The organism is Stappia sp. TSB10P1A (genome assembly GCF_900185725.1).
Lineage (GTDB): Bacteria > Pseudomonadota > Alphaproteobacteria > Rhizobiales > Stappiaceae > Stappia.
In genome coordinates, this window is the sequence record NZ_FYAU01000024.1 from 303,985 (window position 1) to 323,485 (window position 19,501).

15 protein-coding genes and 1 pseudogene are annotated in these 19,501 nt (G+C 67.5%); 4 read left to right on the forward strand and 12 right to left on the reverse strand.

Annotation, left to right across the window (positions count from 1 at the left end):
- Positions 1-21 precede the first annotated feature (21 nt).
- Positions 22-210 (forward strand): annotated as a pseudogene (locus tag TSB10P1A_RS23880) (transposase); the annotation flags it as partial.
- Here the strand turns inward: TSB10P1A_RS23880 and TSB10P1A_RS10045 are convergent.
- Both TSB10P1A_RS10045 and TSB10P1A_RS10050 read right to left on the reverse strand, forming a co-directional pair.
- Positions 207-1,031 carry an SDR family NAD(P)-dependent oxidoreductase gene (locus TSB10P1A_RS10045; protein ID WP_186387770.1) on the reverse strand — a complete coding sequence of 275 codons (825 nt, stop codon included), beginning with the start codon at positions 1,029-1,031 and terminating at the stop codon, positions 207-209. The pseudogene TSB10P1A_RS23880 and the gene TSB10P1A_RS10045 sit on opposite strands and share 4 nt — an antisense overlap.
- Before the next feature lie 51 nt (positions 1,032-1,082).
- Entirely contained in the window at positions 1,083-1,616 is a 534-nt protein-coding gene (locus tag TSB10P1A_RS10050; protein WP_186387771.1) for a 2,4'-dihydroxyacetophenone dioxygenase family protein, read from the reverse strand.
- A gap of 254 nt (positions 1,617-1,870) precedes the next feature.
- On the opposite strand from TSB10P1A_RS10050, the gene TSB10P1A_RS10055 reads away from it, so the two are divergent.
- A complete protein-coding gene (locus TSB10P1A_RS10055; RefSeq protein ID WP_186387772.1) occupies positions 1,871-2,635 on the forward strand; it encodes a hypothetical protein in 765 nt (254 codons plus the stop codon).
- A gap of 103 nt (positions 2,636-2,738) precedes the next feature.
- Here TSB10P1A_RS10055 and TSB10P1A_RS10060 read toward each other — a convergent pair whose 3' ends face one another.
- From TSB10P1A_RS10060 to TSB10P1A_RS10085, 6 genes are read right to left on the reverse strand one after another with little or no spacing between them, the layout of a single operon-like run.
- Positions 2,739-3,872: a hypothetical protein gene (locus TSB10P1A_RS10060; RefSeq protein ID WP_186387773.1), complete on the reverse strand. Its 1,134-nt coding sequence runs from the start codon at positions 3,870-3,872 to the stop codon at positions 2,739-2,741.
- Positions 3,869-4,975, reverse strand: coding sequence for a hypothetical protein (locus TSB10P1A_RS10065; RefSeq protein WP_186387774.1), 1,107 nt, complete (start codon positions 4,973-4,975; stop codon positions 3,869-3,871). Before TSB10P1A_RS10065 ends, TSB10P1A_RS10060 begins: the two co-directional genes overlap by 4 nt.
- Before the next feature lie 14 nt (positions 4,976-4,989).
- On the reverse strand, positions 4,990-9,630 hold the full coding sequence (locus TSB10P1A_RS10070; RefSeq protein WP_186387775.1) for a non-ribosomal peptide synthetase: 4,641 nt from the start codon (positions 9,628-9,630) through the stop codon (positions 4,990-4,992).
- Positions 9,630-11,480 (reverse strand): non-ribosomal peptide synthetase, encoded by a 1,851-nt coding sequence (locus tag TSB10P1A_RS10075; protein WP_186387776.1) that lies wholly within the window; start codon positions 11,478-11,480, stop codon positions 9,630-9,632. The genes TSB10P1A_RS10070 and TSB10P1A_RS10075 overlap by 1 nt, the downstream gene beginning before the upstream one ends.
- The gene (locus TSB10P1A_RS10080) at positions 11,477-12,244 is read right to left on the reverse strand and encodes a tryptophan synthase subunit alpha (RefSeq protein ID WP_186387777.1); all 768 of its coding nucleotides are present in this window, start codon (positions 12,242-12,244) and stop codon (positions 11,477-11,479) included. The genes TSB10P1A_RS10075 and TSB10P1A_RS10080 overlap by 4 nt, the downstream gene beginning before the upstream one ends.
- Complete coding sequence (locus tag TSB10P1A_RS10085) at positions 12,244-12,924, reverse strand: HAD family phosphatase (RefSeq protein WP_186387778.1); 681 nt, start codon at positions 12,922-12,924, stop codon at positions 12,244-12,246. The genes TSB10P1A_RS10080 and TSB10P1A_RS10085 overlap by 1 nt, the downstream gene beginning before the upstream one ends.
- A 378-nt stretch (positions 12,925-13,302) precedes the next feature.
- On the opposite strand from TSB10P1A_RS10085, the gene TSB10P1A_RS10090 reads away from it, so the two are divergent.
- Together TSB10P1A_RS10090 and TSB10P1A_RS10095 are read left to right on the forward strand one after the other, a co-directional pair.
- A complete protein-coding gene (locus TSB10P1A_RS10090) occupies positions 13,303-13,836 on the forward strand; it encodes a cupin domain-containing protein (RefSeq protein ID WP_186387779.1) in 534 nt (177 codons plus the stop codon).
- Positions 13,837-13,889: 53 nt separating this feature from the next.
- Complete coding sequence (locus TSB10P1A_RS10095) at positions 13,890-15,026, forward strand: hypothetical protein (protein WP_186387780.1); 1,137 nt, start codon at positions 13,890-13,892, stop codon at positions 15,024-15,026.
- A gap of 18 nt (positions 15,027-15,044) precedes the next feature.
- Here the strand turns inward: TSB10P1A_RS10095 and TSB10P1A_RS10100 are convergent, their stop codons facing one another.
- From TSB10P1A_RS10100 to TSB10P1A_RS10115, 4 genes are read right to left on the reverse strand one after another with little or no spacing between them, the layout of a single operon-like run.
- On the reverse strand, positions 15,045-15,905 hold the full coding sequence (locus TSB10P1A_RS10100) for an aspartyl/asparaginyl beta-hydroxylase domain-containing protein (protein WP_186387781.1): 861 nt from the start codon (positions 15,903-15,905) through the stop codon (positions 15,045-15,047).
- Positions 15,906-15,930: 25 nt separating this feature from the next.
- Complete coding sequence (locus TSB10P1A_RS10105; protein ID WP_186387782.1) at positions 15,931-16,902, reverse strand: phytanoyl-CoA dioxygenase family protein; 972 nt, start codon at positions 16,900-16,902, stop codon at positions 15,931-15,933.
- 42 nt (positions 16,903-16,944) lie between these two features.
- Positions 16,945-17,163, reverse strand: a complete 219-nt coding sequence (locus TSB10P1A_RS10110) for an MbtH family NRPS accessory protein (RefSeq protein WP_186387783.1) — start codon at positions 17,161-17,163, stop codon at positions 16,945-16,947.
- Entirely contained in the window at positions 17,160-19,124 is a 1,965-nt protein-coding gene (locus TSB10P1A_RS10115; RefSeq protein ID WP_244293072.1) for a SidA/IucD/PvdA family monooxygenase, read from the reverse strand. Before TSB10P1A_RS10115 ends, TSB10P1A_RS10110 begins: the two co-directional genes overlap by 4 nt.
- Between the last annotated feature and the right edge of the window lie 377 nt (positions 19,125-19,501).

Consider the following 19,501-nt stretch of genomic DNA (forward strand, 5'->3'; position numbering starts at 1 on the left):
GGGGGAATGCGAAGAAGCTAGTTCAGCCGCGAGTTCAAGCTTCAGGCGGTGAAGTTGGTCAAGGAGCGAGGTGTTGCGGTGGTCCAGGCCGCCTGTGACTTCGACGTTCGCGAGACTGTGCTGCGCAAATGGGGTAACCTGCCACGGAACTCTCATCAAGCGACACCGGTGCAGCCTTTCGCCGGTGTCCGGCAAGAGGATGCCGCCTAGCGGAAATTGCCGAGTTGCATGCCGCCGTCTATGACCACGTGAGATCCCGTCATGTAGCTTGAGGCGTCCGAGGCCAGCAAGAGGGCGAGCGGTTTTATCTGTTCGGTCACGGCTATGGAGCCGAGCGGGATCTGGCGGTCCCAGAAGGCCCTTGCGGCGGGATCGGTCTTGACCTTGCCGCCGCCGATATTGGTGAGGACGGGACCGGGGGCGATCGCATTGACGCGAATGCGGAATTCGGCGAGTTCCAGCGCCGCATGACGCACCAGATGGGCGAGGCCGGCCTTGGCCGGCATATAGGCCAGCCCGACGACCGGCACGTTGATCTGCGCCGCGTTCGACGAGGTGACGACAATGGATCCGCCCTTGCCGGCATCCTTCATGACCCGCGCCGCCTCGCGAAGGGTGTTGAAGACCCCGGTCAGGTTGACCGCAAGGGTGCGGTCCCACCAGGCCGGGTCGAGCGTGTCGATCTGGGCGTCCGGATTGCGATGTCCATCCGGGTTCCAGAAGCCGTCGCCGGAATCGATGCCCGCGTTGGCAAAGGCGATGTCGAGGCCGCCATAGGCGGCCACATGCGCCGCGACTGCCGCTTGCGTGGCCCGGCGGTCGGCGACGTCAAGCGTCGCTGCTCGCACCTCGCGGCCCTCGCTGCGGAGCCGCTCGGCTTCCTCAAAGGCCCTCGCCCCGTCGATGTCGCTCAGAGTGACAGCCGCGCCGGCCTCGGCAAGGACCTCGGCATAGGCCAGTCCCAAGCCGGACGCCGCGCCGGTGACAAGCGCCGAGCGGCCGGCGATATCGAACTGCCCGAGCGTGCTCATTGCGGGCGCCCTGTCCCCACCGGGCCGCGCCCAGGGGGTGGCGCGCGCCCGTCACCGGAACAGGGACTCGACATGGCTCGCCCCCAGTCCGTTCGCCTCGTAATGCGCGCGGGCGTCGCTGACAAAGTCGTGGACGTCATAGTGACCGATGGTCCGGCCGTCCTCGTCGAGCCAGATCAGCGGTCCGGTCAGGATGAACAGTGTGCGCATGGGTTCCTCGGCCTCGTAGCAGACGAGCGTATGGCTGCTGCCGGGAGGCTCGTAGACGAAATCCCCTTCCTGGGCCGTCCAGTCATGTTCGAGATAGCCCCACTTTCCGGAAATCGTATAGGCGAAGACCGGGTGCGGATGATAATGCCGGTTCACGAGGCCGGCGGATCGGGCAATCAGGATGTTGGACCACATGTTCCGGTCGAGCGAGATCCACAAGGGGATGGCTGAGACGGTTTCGCTGATCGGAAAGGCATAGCGTTCGTCATAGCCGGCCGGGTCGCGCAGGAACAGCGCGGGCAAGGCATCCGGCTTGAAATTGACCTCGATCGGCTTGATGTCGCTCCAGAATTCCCCTGAGGCTGCTTCGGGCATCTCAACCTCCACGTGGCTTCATCCAGGCCTGGCGATGCATCGGGAACCCCGCGCCTACCCAAACGTGAACCATCCGCAATGACGCGGCAAGATTGTTCTCGAGCAATTTTTCGCCTCCAGGTGTTCGGCCGCCGCCCCTGCGGGCACGCGAGTATCGCCTGCGACCTGCAATCGGGAGTTTTCTCTGGCTCGCCGAAATCAAATACTCTAAGTTGCCGGAGTATAGTTTTGCTGCTTTGAGGAGGAGTTCTGTAATGCCGCAGACAGCCGCCATCGTTGACGCAAACGTCGGAACCGAAGCAGGCCGTATTCTGTCTCATCCTTTCTGGTCCTTGATGCGGATCGCCCCGAAGGGAAACACCTATTTCAAGACGGTTCTGGAGGGGCCGGAAGACCGGCAGCAACGCTTCATCGAGGCTATCGTGAACGGCTTCCATCCGATTTCGCGGTCCTCTCCGATGGCGTTCGGCAGGGTCGCGACCTTCGCCGGCGATCACGGTTACATGGACGCGAAAAAACTTGCGGGCCAGATCGAGGAAATCGAAAACGGCGACCACGCGTTCGTGGAACTGTTTTCCGGAGTCAATCACGCGGAGTCCTATCTGCGCACCGTGGCGGCCGTCACCGGCCGGGCGGTGGCCGCGGATCAACTTGTCGAGCGCAGGTATCTGGACGATCTCGGCATTGATCAGAACGGCGTCGGGCAGGTGCTGGGCTATTGCGAGATGATCGAGTCGATCGCTCCGCTCACAACCGCCTGGATCGGCGAATTCGTCGCCCAATGGGCGGTGCTCACCGGAAAGAGCTTCACCGAATTGTGGTGGCCCTATCTGTGCGAACACCTGATGACGGAGGGGGGCGAGTCCGAAGACCAGCACATCCAGATCGTGGACGCGCTGATCGAGTCCATGAGCGACCATTGCACCCATGCCGACCGGGTCGCGGGCTGCGAGCGTTTCGCGGATGCCACCATCGCCCATCTCGACCGGGTGATGGCCGCTGCCGCGCCGCTGTCCTGAGGCACCGCGCAGCGCATGATGAGGCACGGCCGTCGCGCCTTGGGATAGGTCGGCGGGTGCCTCGCGCCGCCCGGCCGTTGCTGGCGGCCGCTGTTGCCTCGCGTCACAGGGGCTTACCGACGGGCAAGGCGAGCGCGTCCTCCAGATCGGCCTGCGGCAGGCCGAGGTCTTTCCTGTCCTGCCACAGCAGAAACAGGCCCTGCTGCAGGCGGGCCCGCATCAGCGCTCCGGCCTGCGCGCCGAGCGTGCCTTGCGCCGCCCCACGCAGGAGCCGCTGCACGCTATCGCGGGCATGGGCATGGGCCGTGCCGCCCGTGGCGCCTGCGGCCGTCGCTCCGGCCGATGCCGCCGCGAGCACCGCGATGAGATGTTTGGCGTCGAGGGCGTGCGAGACGAGGCCGTAGCCCAGTGCTCTTGCGTGGTCGCCCCCGCAGGCCGCGACAAGCGCGTCATACTCCGCCATCACTTCCAGGCACTGGCCGTTCATGCGCGGCAGCGTCACGCTGGGGTTGTCCGCCCCCGTCATCAGCCTTGCGGCGATCCGGGGCGTGCAAAGCCGCTCCAGCGCCGACAGCACGGCGGCGGTCGAAGCCGACCGCAAAGCCCTCCCGAAACCCGCCTCGGCCTCGCCGTCTTCGATCCCTGCCCCCGCCCCCTCCTCTTCGCCCCAGGAGCAGGCCACGACGCAACGGGCCAGGGCGCGTGCCGCGTCCAGCCGCTCCGCCTCGACCATGTAGGGCGCGTGCTGGAGCCGGTCGCCGACGGCCATGTCCTCAAGGCGATCGAACGGGAGCAGCGCCGGGCGGCTGCGCCAATTGGGGCAGGCGGACAGAAGATAGGACGGGCGATTGCGCGCAAGGCCACCGATCAGTGCCCTGCTCAGGGTCATGCCTGGGGCAAGGACAGGCTCGGAACCGTCCGCGCGCCGCCGCAGCAGCGCCCGAACCGCGCCCGAGCGGGCGAATGTCGCCGCCGTCTGGGTGTCCTGCCAGACAAGGCGCTGAAATGAGGTCGGTCCGTGCCAGCCCGGATCGGCGAACTCGGCGCCATACCGTGTCCGCAGACCGTCCTCGAGATCCTCGATCCGGGCCGCCTCGGCGCGGTCGGGCCGGCACGCGCCGGGCGGTCCGATGCTGCCCGATCCGAGGGCGCGAAGGAGGTGCCTTGCGGCGGCAGGGGCGCCGGCGAGATCTGCGTCGAGTCTGTCAAGGGCTTCGCCAAGGTCGAAGCCGGTCACGACCGTGATCCCAGGGGGGCGACGGACCCGTGCGACCATGCCGCCTGCCACCTGTCCGCATGGGGCCAGCGGGGCAGGCTCTCGGTCAGGAATCGCGGGCCGGACAGCGCGGCGACCCGCCGCAGCGCTGCGTGCGGATCCAGCGTCTCGAGATCGCGCGTCCGGGCGCGCCGGGCAAGGGTGCGGTAGAGCACCAGCGCGGCTGTCGCGGAGACCGGGTCCGTCAGCCGCGCAGCCGCGACCCAGCCCCCGTCGCGCTCCCACAGGCGCGGCCGGGTATAGGGTTTGGGCCAGTTTTCCAGCACATCGCAGCACGCTTCGCCGAGCGGCCCGAGGGGGGCGTGACCCGTCTTTTTGTCGGGCGCGTCAAGGTGGTTCAAGTAGCCGGCGATACGCGGATTTTTCGAAGCCAGGAACACGACGGACGGATCAGGTAAGGCCGCCGATCCAAGGATCGGCTGGATCAGCGTTCCGTAGAGACCGGTGTCGATGAGGAGCGGCCGGTGCCGGGTGGCGAAGGCGGCGGCCAGAAACTGCTCGACATCGGTGCCGCGCAGGTCGCCGGGAAACGCCTCGTCGAGAGGCGAGCGCGGCATCATGGTCCGGTTCAGCGCCAGCAGGGACAGCCGGCCGCAGACAACGCCACGGGCCTGCAACTGGCAGGCGACCACGTAGAAGGGAATGGCGTCGCGGGCCAGAAACATCAGATCCGATGCCCGTTGCCTTTCGCTCGTCTCCATTGCCCATTTCACGAAGGCAATCGCCAGATCGGACAGATCGTCGGCGGCTGCGGCATAAAGCTGTTCGGTCTTGTGCACCAGATCCGCCACGGTCGCCGGCACCGGCGGGGCCCGCAGGGCGTCGAACACGGCTGCGGCATGTCGGCTCGCCTGGCAGGGGTCCATGTCGCCGCCGGCCTCGCGCGTGTAGCCCGCCGAGATCCGGCGCCAGTCCCGATAGTCGAGCGTGTCGTCCGGTGCCACGCCGAAGAGCTCCGCCACCGCTTGCGGCAGGCCGCGATCCTCCTGGCTGGCCGACATCAGGCGCTCGTGGAACACCGCCGTATCCGCCAGTCCTCGGCCGGCCACTCCGTTGTCGGTCAAGGGCTCCCGCAACATCATCCCGGTCCCTTGGTCCGAACCAGTTCGCGCAGCAGATCGAGATAGTCGGCCGCGATCGCCTCGTGCACCGCCAGCCCGCCGCCCTTCAGCGTCAAATGTCCTTCGACCCTGTCGTCGAGCCGGGACAGATACAGCACCAGGTCATAGGCGTGGTCGGCACTGGAAAAGAAATCGGGGCTCATGCGCAGCGCGGGCGTGTCGTCCGCGGACGGCGAGGAGGCCATCGAGGAGACCGGCGTGTCCTCCTCATGCAGCAGGAAGAACACCTGCGCCAACTCGCTGCGGGCGATCCCGTGCTGCCGAGCCAGCCGGGTCGCCATCTCCTCGAACGGGATGGCCAGGATCGTATAGACGTCGAGCAGGCTGTCACGCACCAGACGCAGGGCCTCGGGCGCCTCGGAACCCTCCAGCATACCGCGAACGATCAGGGAATCGGTGAGCGGCCCGATCGTGCCCTCGAAGTCATGCTGATGCCGGCGCGAGATGTTTGTGCACACGCGGATATCCGCCTCGCCGGTGCGCCTGCGCAGGAGCAGCATCAGCATGGCGAGCGTCAGAACGAACAGCGAGCAGCGCTCGCGGGCGGCGAGATCCTTGAGGTCTTGCCAGAGCTCGGCCGGCACCGCGAACCGGTAGGTTCCGCCCAGGGCCGGATCGGCCTCTTGCGTCCAGTCCAGGGGAAGGCGCGCGAGCGGCCGCTTGAGATAGGCGGCCCAGGCGGCCATTTCGTCCTCGAAGCGGCCTTCGGCGCGGCTCCGGCTCTCCCAGAGCGCATGGTCGGCGAACCTCACCGAGGATTTCGCCGGCGGCGCCGGGCGGCCCTCGCGGCCGGCGAGATAATGATCGCGGATCTCGCCGGCAAGGCGGGCCAGCGACCATTCATCGACGATGATGTGATGAACGATGATCAGAACGAGCTGACGGTCCGGCGACAGCTCGACGATCCCCATACGCAGGCACGGCCCCGCCTCGAGGTCGAACGGCGCCCCGAGCCGGTAGCAGAAATCGTCGAACCGCTTGCGGCGGGTCTCCTCATCGGCAATCCCGCACAGGTCGAGTTCGCTCGGCGTCGGAACCGTGCCTTGGTAGGACTGGCGCACGTAGGTCTCGACGACGGGAAACCGGGCGCTCAATATCGGATGCCGTTCGACGACCGTTGCCAGCGCCTTCCGGAACGCCTCGCGGTCCAGCGGTCCCGACAGCGGCATCGTCTGCCAGAGGTTCAGGAAGGCAGGATTGACGGCGGCCCGGTGAACGAGCCAGAGATGACGTTGCAGCAAGGTCATCGGCACGTTCGCGGCCTCGAAGGACCCGTCGGGACGCAGCGAGTTGCGGCGCGGTGCATGCTCCACCAGCCGTGCCAGGGCCTCCACGCTCGGCTGCTCGAACAGCGCGCGCAGGGGCAATTGCGTTTCGAAGCGGGCATTGATACGGCCGATCAGCAACATGGCCGACATCGACGTGCCGCCACTCTCGAAGAAGTGGTCGTGCCGGCCGACCTCGCGGCCCAGCAGCTCTGTCATGATCTCGGCGATCGCCTGTTCGGTCGCGGTTTGCGGTGCGGCGGCAATCGGTTCAGGACGGCGCGTGTCCGGCGACAGGCGCGCCAGGTCGACCTTGCCGTTGGGCGTCAGCGGAAACCGATCCACCCGCGTGAAAAAGCTCGGAACCATGAAATCGGGCAGCACCCCGGCAAGCTCGCTGCGAAGCCGTCGCGCGGTCACGGCCTCTAGCGCTCCGATCACATAGGCGACCAGGAAAAGGTTGCCGCCGTCGTCGCGGGAACCGGTCACGATGGCGTCTTCGACACCGTCGACGGCGAGCAACGCCATCCGCACCTCGCCGGGTTCGATGCGATAGCCCCGGATCTTGAGCTGGTCGTCGCACCGGCCGACATAGACCAGTTCGCCCTCGCCTGTGTAATGGACGAGATCGCCGGTCCGGTACAGGCGCGCCTCCGGAATGCAGTCCGCGGCCGGGGCGGCGAACCGCTCCGCGGTAAGGTCCGGCCGGCCGAGATAGCCGCGTGCCAGGGTCTCGCCGGCAAGGAAGAGTTCGCCCGTCGCCCCCGGCGGCAGGGGCATGCCGGACGGGTCCAGCACATAGGCGCGGGTTCCGGCAATCGGCGTGCCGATCGACGGGGGGCCGGTTCCTGTCCGCAATTTGCGCGTTGCATAGGTGGTCGCCTCGGTCGGCCCGTACAGATCATAGACCCTGGCCGCGCCGGTCCGGGCCTGGACCGCGTTCACCAGCTCGGTGCTCAGCGGTTCACCGGCGAGATTGACGGTCTGCAGGCCGGCGGGAAACCTCGCCCCCTGGACCGCCAGCAGCGTGCGCATGACCGAGGGCACGGTGTTGATCAGCGTCACTCGGTCGCGGCCGGGCAGGTCGAACAGGTCGAGAGGACTGTTGGCGAGAATGACCGTGTGGCCGCCGCACAGGGGAACGAAGAGCTCGAAGACGGACAGATCGAAACACACCGAGGTTCCGGCGAGAACGCCGGCCAGTTCGCGCTCCGAATAGGCTTGACGCGCCCAATGGACCAGCGCGGCCGCTCCGCCATGGCGAATCTCGACGCCTTTCGGCCTGCCGGTGGACCCCGACGTATAGAGGACCCAGGCGACATCGTTCGGCCCCGTGTCGGCGGACAGCTCCGACCACTCTGCCGGCGCCCCGCTGCGCAGGGCCGAGGGATCGAGCAGCGCGACATCGGACGGGACGTCGCCGGGAAGCCGATCCGGCAGGCAGATCATGACCCGGGCGCCGCTGTCTTCCAGCACGATGTGCCTGCGGTCCTGCGGATAGGCCGGATCGACCGGCACATAGGCCGCGCCGACGGCCATGACCGCAAGCAGGGCGGCCACCAGTGTCGGTTCGCGCGGCAGGCATACCAGCACCGTGTCTCCCGGAGAGACCCCCAGCGCCAGCAGCCGCTCCGCCAGCGCCCTGGCGCGCAGGTCGAGCTCGCCATAGGTCACGGCGGCCGAGCCGTGCAGGATCGCGGTCGCTGTGGGCGCGCGCGCCGCTGCGCGCCGGACCATCTCCGGAATCAGGCTGTCGTCGGCAGCCTGGAAAAGCGGGTTCCAGTCCCGCAGGAGCTGGTCCAGTTCCTGCCGGGAGAGCACCTGGGTCGCGCCGATTGCCTCGTCCGGACGGCTGGCCATGGCCTCCAGGACCAGGTGAAAACGGCGGGCCAACCCCTCGATGATGCGCCGCTCGTAGCGTCTGGGCGCAAAGTCGAAATGCCCGCTCAGGCCGCCGGTCGGCGCATGCTTGATCCACACTCCGAGGTCGGATTTCGCGCCGGTCGGAGCGTCTTCGAGATAGGCGATCTCGAGCGGCCCGACCGAGACGGAGGCGGGCGCCTTCTCGCCGAACAGGAACATGACCTGGAACAGCGGCGCGCCGGCGTCGGACCGGTCGGGAGCCAGCGCTTCGACCAGCATGTCGAACGGCAGTTCCTGATGCTGATAGGCGGCAAGCGCGGTCTCCCGTTCGAGGGCGAGCACCTCGCGGTAGCTGTGCGACAAGGCAATCGGCGTGCGCAGCAAGAGCGTGTTGCCAAAATAGCCGATCAGGTTCTCGACATCCGGATGAACCCGCCGCATCGCCGGCGTGCCGATAATGAAATCCCCGTCGCCGCCATAGCGGGCCAGGACGACCCGCAGCGCAGCGGCCAACAGCATGAACATGGTCGCGCCGGTCTCGCGGCACAGCGCCTCGAGCCGGCTCAGCGTGTCCTGGGCGACCGCGATCGGGACGGCCTCCACCTCGGCCAGGCCGTCGGCGGCGCCGTCCCGCCGCACCGGCAGGCGGATCGTGGCTGCCGCGCCGCGCAGGTGCCGGGTCCAGTATCCGAGCAATTCGTCGCGCCGGCTGCCGGTCAGCCGCTCGTGCTGCCAGGCCGCGAAATCGGCATATTGGATGGCAAGCTGCGGAAGATCCGGCTCCGTCCCCTGCGAAAGGGCGCTGTAGGCCGTCCACAGCTCGGTCAGAAACAGGTGATTGGACCAGCCGTCATAGACGATGTGGTGCAGCCGGATGAGCACGTCGTGCCGCTCGGTGCCGACCTTGAACACATGCACCTCGAACGGCGGCCTTGCGCGCAGGTCCATGGGCCGCAGCATGAGCGCGTCCCGCCGCTCCCTGGAGATCTCGCCTGCGACCGCCGGCGGCCGGTCGGAGAGGTCGGTAATGTCCAGCGACAGCGGGCCGTCGTCGATGATCTGGACGGGCCGGCCGTCGCGCTCGCCGAACCGCGTGCGCAAGCTCTCGTGCCGGCCGCGCACCCGCTCGAGCGCCGCGGCGAAGACGGCGGTGTCGAAGGGACCGGAGATCGTGAAGCCCACCGGGGCGCAATAGGCCGCGCTGTCGGGATCGAGCAGCCACAGGAACCACATCCGCATCTGGCCGCGCGACAGACGCAGCGGCGCGCTCCGGTCGACCGCCAGTATCGGCTCGAGCCGGGTGGAGCGCGCCCGGTTGCACCACTCGATCAGTTCGGCCTTGTTGGCCCGCAGCCGTTCCGTCAGCTCCGGCGTCAAGGCGTTGCGGGGAGCTTCGTACCGGAGCCGTCCGCCATCGGCCCAGATCCGGATCTTCCGCTGTCTGAGGTCCCTGACAAGGTCTCCGATCATCAGATGACCCCCTGTTCGGTATCCTGCTCGCGGTCACCGGGCATGTCCGAGATCGCGCGCAGCACGTCGACCTCTTCCGCGATCTTGCGGATGGTCTGCAACCGGAAGAACCGCTCCAGCGGCAACTCGACGCCCAAGGCATCGCGGATCTTGATGAGGCAGTTCGCCGCCCGGTTCGAATAGCCGCCGAGATCGAAGAAATTGTCCGTCACGCCGATCGGGCTGACGAGAAGGATCTGCTCCCAGATCGCGCGAATGGCGTCCTCGGTCGGCGTGGCGGGCGCGACGCAGGGCGTCGCAAGCGACCGGGCGGTCACCGGATCGGGCAGCGCGCGCCGGTCCAGCTTGCCGTTGGCGGTCGTCGGCAGCGTGTCGAGGAAGCTGATCGTCGAGGGGATGAACTCGGCCGGCAGCAGCGTGCCGACATGCTGCCGCAACTCCGCCGCGCTCGCCTCGCTGCCCTTCGCGACGACATAGGCGGACAGCACCGTTTCGCCGCCGATGTCGCGCGGGGCGACGGCGCAGGTCCGGACGCCCGGATGGGTCAGCAGCACCGCCTCGACCTCTTCCGGTTCGATCCGGTGGCCCCGGATCTGCACCTGATTGTCGATCCGGCCGAGCAAGTGGATCGAGCCGTCGGCAAGGCGCCTGGCAAGGTCGCCGGTCCGGTAGACCAGGGCCTCGCCGAGCCGGGGCATGGCGCGAAACTGCCTCGCGGTCTGGTCCGGGCGCTCGATATACCCCGTCGAGACGCCGTCGCCGGCGATCGCGATCTCGCCCGTCTCGCCGTCGGCGACAGGCTCGCCCACCGCGTCGAGCAGGTAGACCCTGCGGTTGGACAGCGGCGTTCCGACCGGAACGATCGGCAGGTCGGGCAGCGGCAGCCGGGCTTCGTGGCACAGCGCGGAATGGGTCTCCGAGCAGCCATACAGGTTCAGCAGGCTGATGCCCGGATAGCGGTCGAGCAGGCGCTGCGCCAGGCTGGTGTGCAACGGCTCGCCGACGGTGATGATCATCGTCAGCGCGGCGGGAAGCCCGCCGGCGCCGGGCGCGGCATCGAGCAACGCCCGCAGCAGGGTCGGCACGAGCAGCAGCCGCGTCACCCGTTGCCGCGCAAGGAACGCGATCAGCGCATGGGGATCGCGGCTGGCGTCCTCGGGCGCGAGCGCGACCGGCACGCCGCGCAGAAGGGCGCCGAACACCTCCCAGACCGAGACGATGAAATTGAGCGTGGTGCGGTGACAGAACCGCTCGTCCGGTCCGAACGGATAGCTCGCCCAGAGCCACGACAGCATGACCACCGTCGACCGGTGCGGCGAGGCGACACCCTTCGGTTTGCCGGTGGAGCCGGACGTGTAGACGACGAAACATCCATCGTCGGGCGAATTGTCGACGGCAGGGGGCGTGCCGCTGCATTCCGCGATCGCGCCGGCGTCGCGGTCGAGGCAAACGCGATCGACGCCGTCGGGCAGGAGGTGGGCGAAGCGGGTCGCCGTCACCGCGCACTCGATGGCAGTGTCGCTCGCGATGAAGGCAAGGCGCGCGGGCGGGTAGGTCGGGTCGAGCGGCACATAGGCAGCGCCCGCCTTCATCACGGCGAGGGCGGCGATGATCGAGTCCGGCGAGCGGGCAAGGCAGATCCCGACCCGTGAGCCCCGCCCAACCCCGCGTGCGGCAAGATGGTTGGCCAGCCGGTTGGCACGCCGGTCGAGGTCGCGAAAGCTCGTCTGCCCGTCGTCATGCAGCAGCGCAGGGGCATCGGGCGTCGCGACGGCCTGCTGCTCGAACAGCCGGTGGAGCGCCTGGTGCGGATAGGCGGCCCTGTCGGCGTGTCCGACATCCTGTGTCATGCGGTCCCCTCCGCGGCATCGCTCAAGGCGCCGTAAAAGGCTGCGACCGCATCGACGCCTTGCGTGAAGCGGTCCAGCAGGGCCGTGCCGACGGCGACGGCATCCAGCGTGTCGATGGCGGCCAGCGCGCGAACCTGGTCCGGCTCGCGGATCCCGAACCCGGCCATGACGAAGAGATCCTCCCGGCAGGCCTTGAGCCGTTCGCTCGCCGCGCGCACCACGCCGGTGCCGACGGCGGTTCCCGCGGTCGTGTCGGCGCATTTCAGGTAGACGATGGCGCCGGGCGGCGCCGTCCGGCCGATGTCGCCCGCCTTTGCCGCGGACAGGCCGTCGGCCTCGGCGATGGTCACCAGGCCGATCCCGTGGCGCGCGGCCTCGTCCGCCCAGCAGGTCTGCGTCTCGGGCTCCCATTCCAGCATGATGTGATCGACCGCCCCCGCCAGCCGCGCCAGCAGCGCCGCGCGCCCCTGGGTCCCGGCGCTGCCCTCGTAGACGACGGCAACGTTCGGCCGGTATCGGGCGGCCACCTGCAGGACGGCGCCGAGATCGGCATCGGAGCCGGCGAGAGCCCGTGCGATCGCCTCGTTTGTGCGAAAGGACCACCTGTCGGAGGGAAGGGCGAATTCGAAGGAGGCCGGCTGCCGGTCGGCAATTCGTTCGAGGGCCTCGCGATAGCCCGCATTGCTCGGCCAGCCCGGCACGGTAAACGGCACCAACCCGAGGCGCGCGCCCGGCATCCGCAAGGGGGGCGAGCGGGGGACCATCATCCCCGCCCGAGGTCGCCGAGAAGCGCCGGAAGGTCGCGCAGGGTCGCGATCGTCCTGTCGGCCAGCACCCGGGTGCCCGGCGCAAGATGGGCGCCGCCGACCGCGATGCAGAACGTGCCGGCGGCATGGGCCGACGTGACGCCGGGTTCCGAATCCTCCACCACCAGGATGTTGCGCGGATCGGTGCCGAACGCGCGCGCGGCGCTGAGATAGATGTCCGGGGCAGGCTTTGGCCGCGCGACGTCATCCCGACTCAGCGTCAGGTCGAAAAACCCCGCCAGTTCGAACCGCGCCAGGAAGGCGTCCAACTCGGCGCGGGTTGCGCTGGTCGCGATGCCCAGACGCGAGACACGGCTCCGTACATCTGCCAGCACCTCATGGACACCGTCGAACAGGCTGCCGTCCTCTTCCCACATGCGGGCGTAGAGGGCCTCCTTTTCGGCATACATGGTCTCCTGACGGGCCGTGCTCAGTCCGAACTGCCGGGCGATGGCCGGAAAATAGTCTTTCGGGTGCCGGCCGACGACCTGCCGATCGATCTCGGAGCCGAACCGGTATCCATGACTGGCGAACACTTGTCGCAAAGACTTCAGATTGATGGGTTCTGAATCCGCAAGAACGCCATCCTTGTCAAACACAACGGCGACGATGCCTTCGAGGCTTGAACGCTGCGTCATCAGATCACTCAATCAAATCGGCGCGTTGAGAGAAATGGCTTGCGGGCTCTTTTTGGCCTAATGTCGGCCGGCCTAGTGTGGGGAATTTGAAATACGCCCTGTTCTCGGCAGAAACCGTAGAAGCGTCGTTCAATTTCGAAAACCACACTAGAAACAAAAACTTGCTAGTCCCCCTCTCGAATCTGAAGTTCGTTGAGAGCGTGCTGCGACCTGTGACGAACTTCAGGTTCGCAAGAGAAGTGTATCACCGAAAAAACCGAAAAGTACAGGATTATGGTGCATAATCCGATTTGCTAAACCTTGACGTGTCGCGCGGCGCGCTGCGGCACGGCGCCTCGTGCTGGCGCCGGGGCCGACCGCGCAGAATGGAGAACCCCGATGTCGAACCCACCCGCACCGCGCCGGGGTCCTGTCCTGAATATCGACGAGGCCGAGGAGTGCGAGTCCGCCAGCGGCGACCACTGGGGCGGCACCTACAAGGTCCTGACGCCCTATATGGAAGACAATGGCGGCGAGCTCTGCGCCAATCTCAGCCGGATGCCGCCGGGGCGGGTGGGCTGTCCGCACCACTATCACATGCTGGACGACGAACTGTTCTTCGTCGTCGCGGGGACCGGCCTGCTGCGCTATGGCGACGACTGCTATCCGATCCGTCCCGGCGACATGATTTCCTGCCCGGCCGGCACCCGCACCGCCCACCAGATCGCGAACACGGGCAAGGAAGACCTCGTCTATATCGGCATCGGACGCAACAGCGCCAACGAGGTCTGCGTCTTTCCCGACAGCGGCAAGATCCATATCCGCGGCCTGAAACTGAAAGGCCGGCTCGCGGAAACGGAGTTCATGGACGGCGAGCCGGAACCGCCCCTGATCCTGACGATGACGGGCGGCGAGTCCACTGGGACGGACTGACGCCGGCGCAGGTGGCTTCAGACCCTTCCGCCCGCGCGCAGTGGAGCGATTCGATGGACAGCGATGGCAAGCTTGCAGGCGAGATCTTCCGCTACCCCTTTCTGGAGACCGCGCTGCCGGGCTTTTGCGAATATCTGATCGACGAGGACGGCCGGCCGCTGGCCGAAGCCAATGCGTCCGCCGGCCTCCTGCACGGCGTCGAGTTGCGGTTCGAAACGTGCCCCTATCCGGGCTCGCGCCTCGGCGCGCCGATGAACGTCTCGGCGCTCCGGCAGGTGACGTCGTGCTGGGCGGAGTGCCTGGAGGATTTCGACGCCTTGCGCGCGATCTACATGCAGTCCTTTCCGATGGAGATGAACTATCTGCTGCTGTCGCGGCTCGGGAATTTCCTGACCACCGTGCCGGGGTTTCTCGCGCGCAGGAAGGCCTTTGCGTGGAACGCGGTGCCGCGCCGGCTGAGCGCGCTGTTCAAGGTGGCGCAGGGCCTGTACCTGACCGCCAATGCGGTCATGCTCGCCGGTCCGCCGGAGGTCGCTTTCGAGCCGGCGCGGGTGGACGATGTCCTGAAGGCGACGGAGGAGCGCGGCATCTATCTGAACGAGGGCAGGGTCTGCGCCGGCTCGCCGGCGATGATCCGGGCTTTCGTCGACCGCGCCATCAGCGGTCGCAAGACGGGGGCCGGGGCGCCGCCGGACGCGAGCCGACTGGCGGGGGCAGCGCCCCAGGCGGCCCTTCACTACTGCGAGCTGACGACCCAGGCGCAAATGGCGAAATGGGTGTTCGATGCGTATCTGGACGATGTCCTCGGATTGACCGATCCGGGATCGGACAACCTGTCCCACCAGTCCCTGCAATCGCTCAACCGGCAATCGGGCTTGCGGCTCGCGCCGCCGGGCGAGGGAGCCGGCCGGATCCCGCTCGACCGGCTCCTTCCGCTGATGAAGACGGATACGCCCGAGGCAAGGGCGGCGGCGCGCCGGGCCGCGGATCTCACCGTCCAGTACGCCGGCTATCTGACAGCGCGGCAGACGCGGGTGAACGCCGCGCTCGGCACCGGCGAACCCGGCCGGTTTTCCTGGCGGGCGCATATGGCGGCTGTCGGGCACCATGCGGCGAGCGAGCGGTTCGACAGGCTCGAACGGCTTGTCGATATGCGCAAGTTCGCGGAGCTCGTCGACGCGGCCGTCTGAGGACCGCCGCCGGCCCGGTCAATAGACCCGTTCGTACAGCTTGTCCTTCTCTTCGGTCCGCCAGTGCTCGGCCTTGTCCTGCTGCCCCAGCGCGTCGAAAAACTGCGCCAGCAGCCCGAACGTGGTGCGGTGCCGCAGATCCCAACTGCCGAACAGCGACAGGACGTCCCGCTCCGCTGCGGCCGCATCCCCCGCCGCCACGGTCTTGCGGAAGCGGGCCTCGATGGCCGCCAGCGACATGTCGTCGAGCACCGGGAACAGCGTCGCCAGCGAGGGGTCGAGCCGCCGCCGGCCGACGCGGGCGTGAAACCCCTCGGCATCGTCGCAGTCGATGATCAGATGCACCCGGTCCGGGCCGTCGTTGCTGGCGCCATGGGGAATGTCGGTCGCCAGATGCCAGACGAACCCCGGAGCCAGGTGCACGGCGCCTTCGGCGAAATGCAGCGTGGCCCGGTCGTTGGTGATCAGCGGCACGTGCAGCCGGACCTTGTCCTGCTGTTGCAGTTCCAGGAAGTCCCGGTGCTCCCACACGCGCGCGCCCGACTCCATCAGGGCGAGCCGGGCCCAACAGACGTTGAGACCGAACCGCGCCGCTAGGTCGTTGATGATCTGCATGGCGCCCGGCAGATGCGCGGCGAGTTCGGTGGGTCGGCCGGTTCCGTCGCTGATGAGGTGGTCGTCGTGCCGCCCGGACGGATTGACCAGCACCGCCGAGTGCCAGTGGCCGTCGTTGAAGCCGACATACTGGCTCCGGTAGCCCGCATCGGTTCCGGCCAGCTCGCGGGCGGCGCGGGCGACCTCACCCAGGTCGACCTCGCCGATTTGGGCGATCTGGCGCACAAGCCTGTCCATCGATGTGTCGGTCGTCGTCTCTTGCATGTCATCCCACCTGCGCCGCGTGGCGTCACCTGTCCCGATCCGGCGCGTCCACCGGGCGACCGTCGCTGCCGATCCAGTGGAATTCGGATCGCAGGCCCTCGTTCAACGTGTCGTCGACGAACACGCCCGGCAGGAAGATCCGGTCCGGATGGCGGCCGACCGCCGCGGGCCCGATCCAGCGCGGATCGACGACGGCGTCCGATCGCTGCCAGCGGGAATCCACCGAGACACGCAGGAAGTCCGTGGTGTTGTCCAGCGCCCCATGCAGCATGAACAGGCCGAAGATGACGACGTCGCCCATCCGGTACGACGTCGTCCGCCAGGGTCCGCAAGCGTCCTGCCGGATCCCGTCGAGACGGTCGGCATACCAGCCGAAATTCGCGTCGGCATCGGCGTCGAGAACGCCGTATTCGGTCCTGTAGAGCTGGCAGTCCTGCGAACCGTCGAGCAGAACCAGCCCGCCCTGGTGCGGATCGATGTCGCCGAGCGGGGTCCAGACGGACATGACCGCCTCCGGGGCCGGTCCGCGCAGGAAGGGGGCGTCCTGATGCAGTCCGCTGCCGCTTCCCTTGCCCATCACCCGGGGCCAAATGAAGTCCCAGGGCCGGACGGGTCCGTCCAGCAGGGCGCCGATCACCTGGCCGATCCGCTCGGACCGGACGACCTGCTGAAGGGCATCGCTGCGCAGGATCGCGCGCCGCGCCGCGCGAACGTTGATGTCAGCCCTGTTGGAGCGGTGCGAGGCCCGGCCCTCCGCCAGCGGATAGCGGTCGTCGACCTCGCCCATGATGGCGTGAACGCTCAGGATGTCCTCCCTGGCGCGGCGCACCAGATCCGGGGACAGCAGCCCGCGCACAAACACATAGCCATGGGTGCCGAAGACGGCGCGCAGCTCGTCCGTGCCGGCGTCCGCCGGCGTTTCCAGAAGCGGCTCGAAGTGCCGCGACATCCCGCCAATCGGACGGCCGCAAAACTGTGCGGCGCTCACGGATTGCATGTCGAGGCTCTCCTTGTCGTGAACCGCGGTCGGCAGGCGGGCTCAGGCGCCGTCCATGGCCCGGCGCAGGCTTGCCGGGCGCATGTCCGTCCACAGCGTCTCGATCCTCGCGAGGCAGTCGGACTTGGTCCCCGGCTCTCCGACCGTTTCCCATCCAGCCGGGACCGGGCGTCCGACAACCCAGATGGAATACTGCTCCTCATGGTTGCGCACGATGTAGTACTGCTCGTCGCTTTCGGCGTCATCGTCTGTCGCGGTCATTGCTCCCTCCCTGGAAATTGGCCCATCGAAGGCATCGGTTGCTGCATGCCGGCCGACCGGGGCGCCGAGGACAGGTCCATACCGGCGATCTTCTCGATCAGGTCGCGGTCGCGGGCGCGGGCGTGGCGCAGCATTTCGGACACCGCGCGCTGTCGGTCGGCCGCGTCCCTGTCCTGGGACAGCTTGAAGCGGCCGATCATGTGGTCGATCTCGATTTCGAAGCCGACGATGAAATCGATGAGCTGGTCTATCCGCGGGTCGTCGGCGGCCAGCCGGTAGCTTGCATCCCCCGGATCGGCCCGCTCGCAAATGCTCTGCAGGCCCTGGACCAGCGTGTCTCTGTCTTCGATCGGCCGGACCCGTCCCCGCACCTGAACCGAAATCGAGTTCCAGGTCGGAAGTTGATGCGACCCGTAGACGTGAGGCGAGATGTAGCAGTCCGGGCCGTGAAAGACGGCCAGCACCTTCCGGCCGTCCAGCAGCGCGGCCTGGGGGTTGGAGCGGTCCATGTGGCCGAAGAGAATGCCTCTGGTCCCGCGCCGCCGGTCGAGGATCAGCGGCAACTGGGTCACCAGCGCATCGTCCCTGTCCCGTGCCGATATCAGGGTCGCGAAGGGATTGCGCTCGATAAGGGCGAATTGCCGGTCTTCGTCATGGTCGACATGACGGCGCGGCGGATAGGCCGGCTCGGCCACCGCCGGACGCGGCAACGGCTCCGCCGGCCGGTGGGCGAGGATGTCCTCGACGATCTCGGCGGAGCGGAACGGCAGCAGCGACAGCAGCGTATCGCCGGGCCCGTGGCTGGCTTCGTTGAATCCCTGCAGATAGACGCCGCAGGACAGCGCCTCGCGGGCGAGGGCGCGATAGTGCCGCGACACCGCGACGCCGCCGTCTTCGCGCTGCTTGAGCAGACGCAGCACCGGGCCGAAAACCTCCGGATCGAGACGGCGTGTGAAGCCGGTCGCCAGCACGAGGACATCGCAGGTCATGTCGGCGGCCTGACCGGACACCCTGTCGACAAGGGTCAGCCGCACCTGCTCGCCGTCCTCGCGCGCGGCCGTCAGCCGCGTGAACGGGCGGATCTGCAACCGGGTCCGGCCGCGCATCTCCGACGCATAGGCGATCCGATAGATCTCCTCCAGCAGGTCGGGATCGACGACGCCGTAATTCGCGTTGCGGACGTCCTGCAGGATGGCGTGCCGGCGCGCTTCGTCGGCCCCGTAAAATGTGTCGAGTTCGGACGACCCGTAGACCTCGTTCAGGAAGACCGAACTGTCGGCCGGGCGCAGCGAGTATCCCGAGACGCATACCTGCACATCCGCTCTGCGATAGGTCTGCAGCAGCGCGAGCACGACTTCGCCGCTGCTTTGTCCGTCGCCGACGACGACGAAGCGCAGCGGCGCCTCCGGATCCGGGGCCGTGTCGCCGAGACGGGACAGCACCTCGCCGGCATGCAGGATCCGCCCGCCGATCTCGCATCCGGCCGGGATCCGCGGCGCGCCGCCGGTCGCGATGACGATGTTGCGCGCCAGGAACCGGCTGGGCGCCCCGCTGCCGGCCGCCTGCGCGCGGATTTCGAAATGGTCCGGCGCTGAGCCGGGCCCCGGCCTTACCGACACGACTCTCGTCCCGTAGCGCACATCCGCCCCGCACCGCTCGGCCGCCCAGCGCAGGTAGTCCTGATACTCCTCCCGGGTCGGGTGAAAGCTGCGCAGATTGACGAACCGCTCCAGGCGGCCGCAATCGCGGACGTAGTTCAGGAAACTGAAGGGGCTCGAGGGATTCCTCAAGGTGACGAGATCCTTGAGAAAGGAAATCTGCACGTTGGAGCGGTCGAACATCATGTTCGCGTGCCAGCAAAACTCTGGGTTGCGCTCCAGAAAAACTCCGTCGAGATGAGGCGCGAGTTCGCGGGCCGCGACGGCAAAGGAAAGGTTGGAAGGCCCGAAACCCAGGCCCACAAAATCAAAAAACTCTTCGGCAACCTTCGCAGACGTCAAGAAAACCCCTCCTGCGAAACACTGGCGTGCAAGGAAACGCTATCACCTTGCAAGACAAAGTCCCAGGCAAAAATCAGTTCCCTCGCCGCGAAGGCGCCGGCGACGGTTTTGGCGTTCGGTAAGACGGGTTTCATATGAAAAGCGCTGGTTTTCACCGACATCCCGGTGCGAAACCGGTCGCCGGGATCAGGTTTGTGCTTTTGCGGAGCGGAGAAGAGGAGGCCTTTCTGGCAAAACGTGCCGCAAGGGAAAACGGCAACCTGTCATGTTGTCCGCGTCCGGTTCCGGATTCGGGTTCACAACTTGAGAGTGTCGATCTAACATGATTGTCCTGCAGG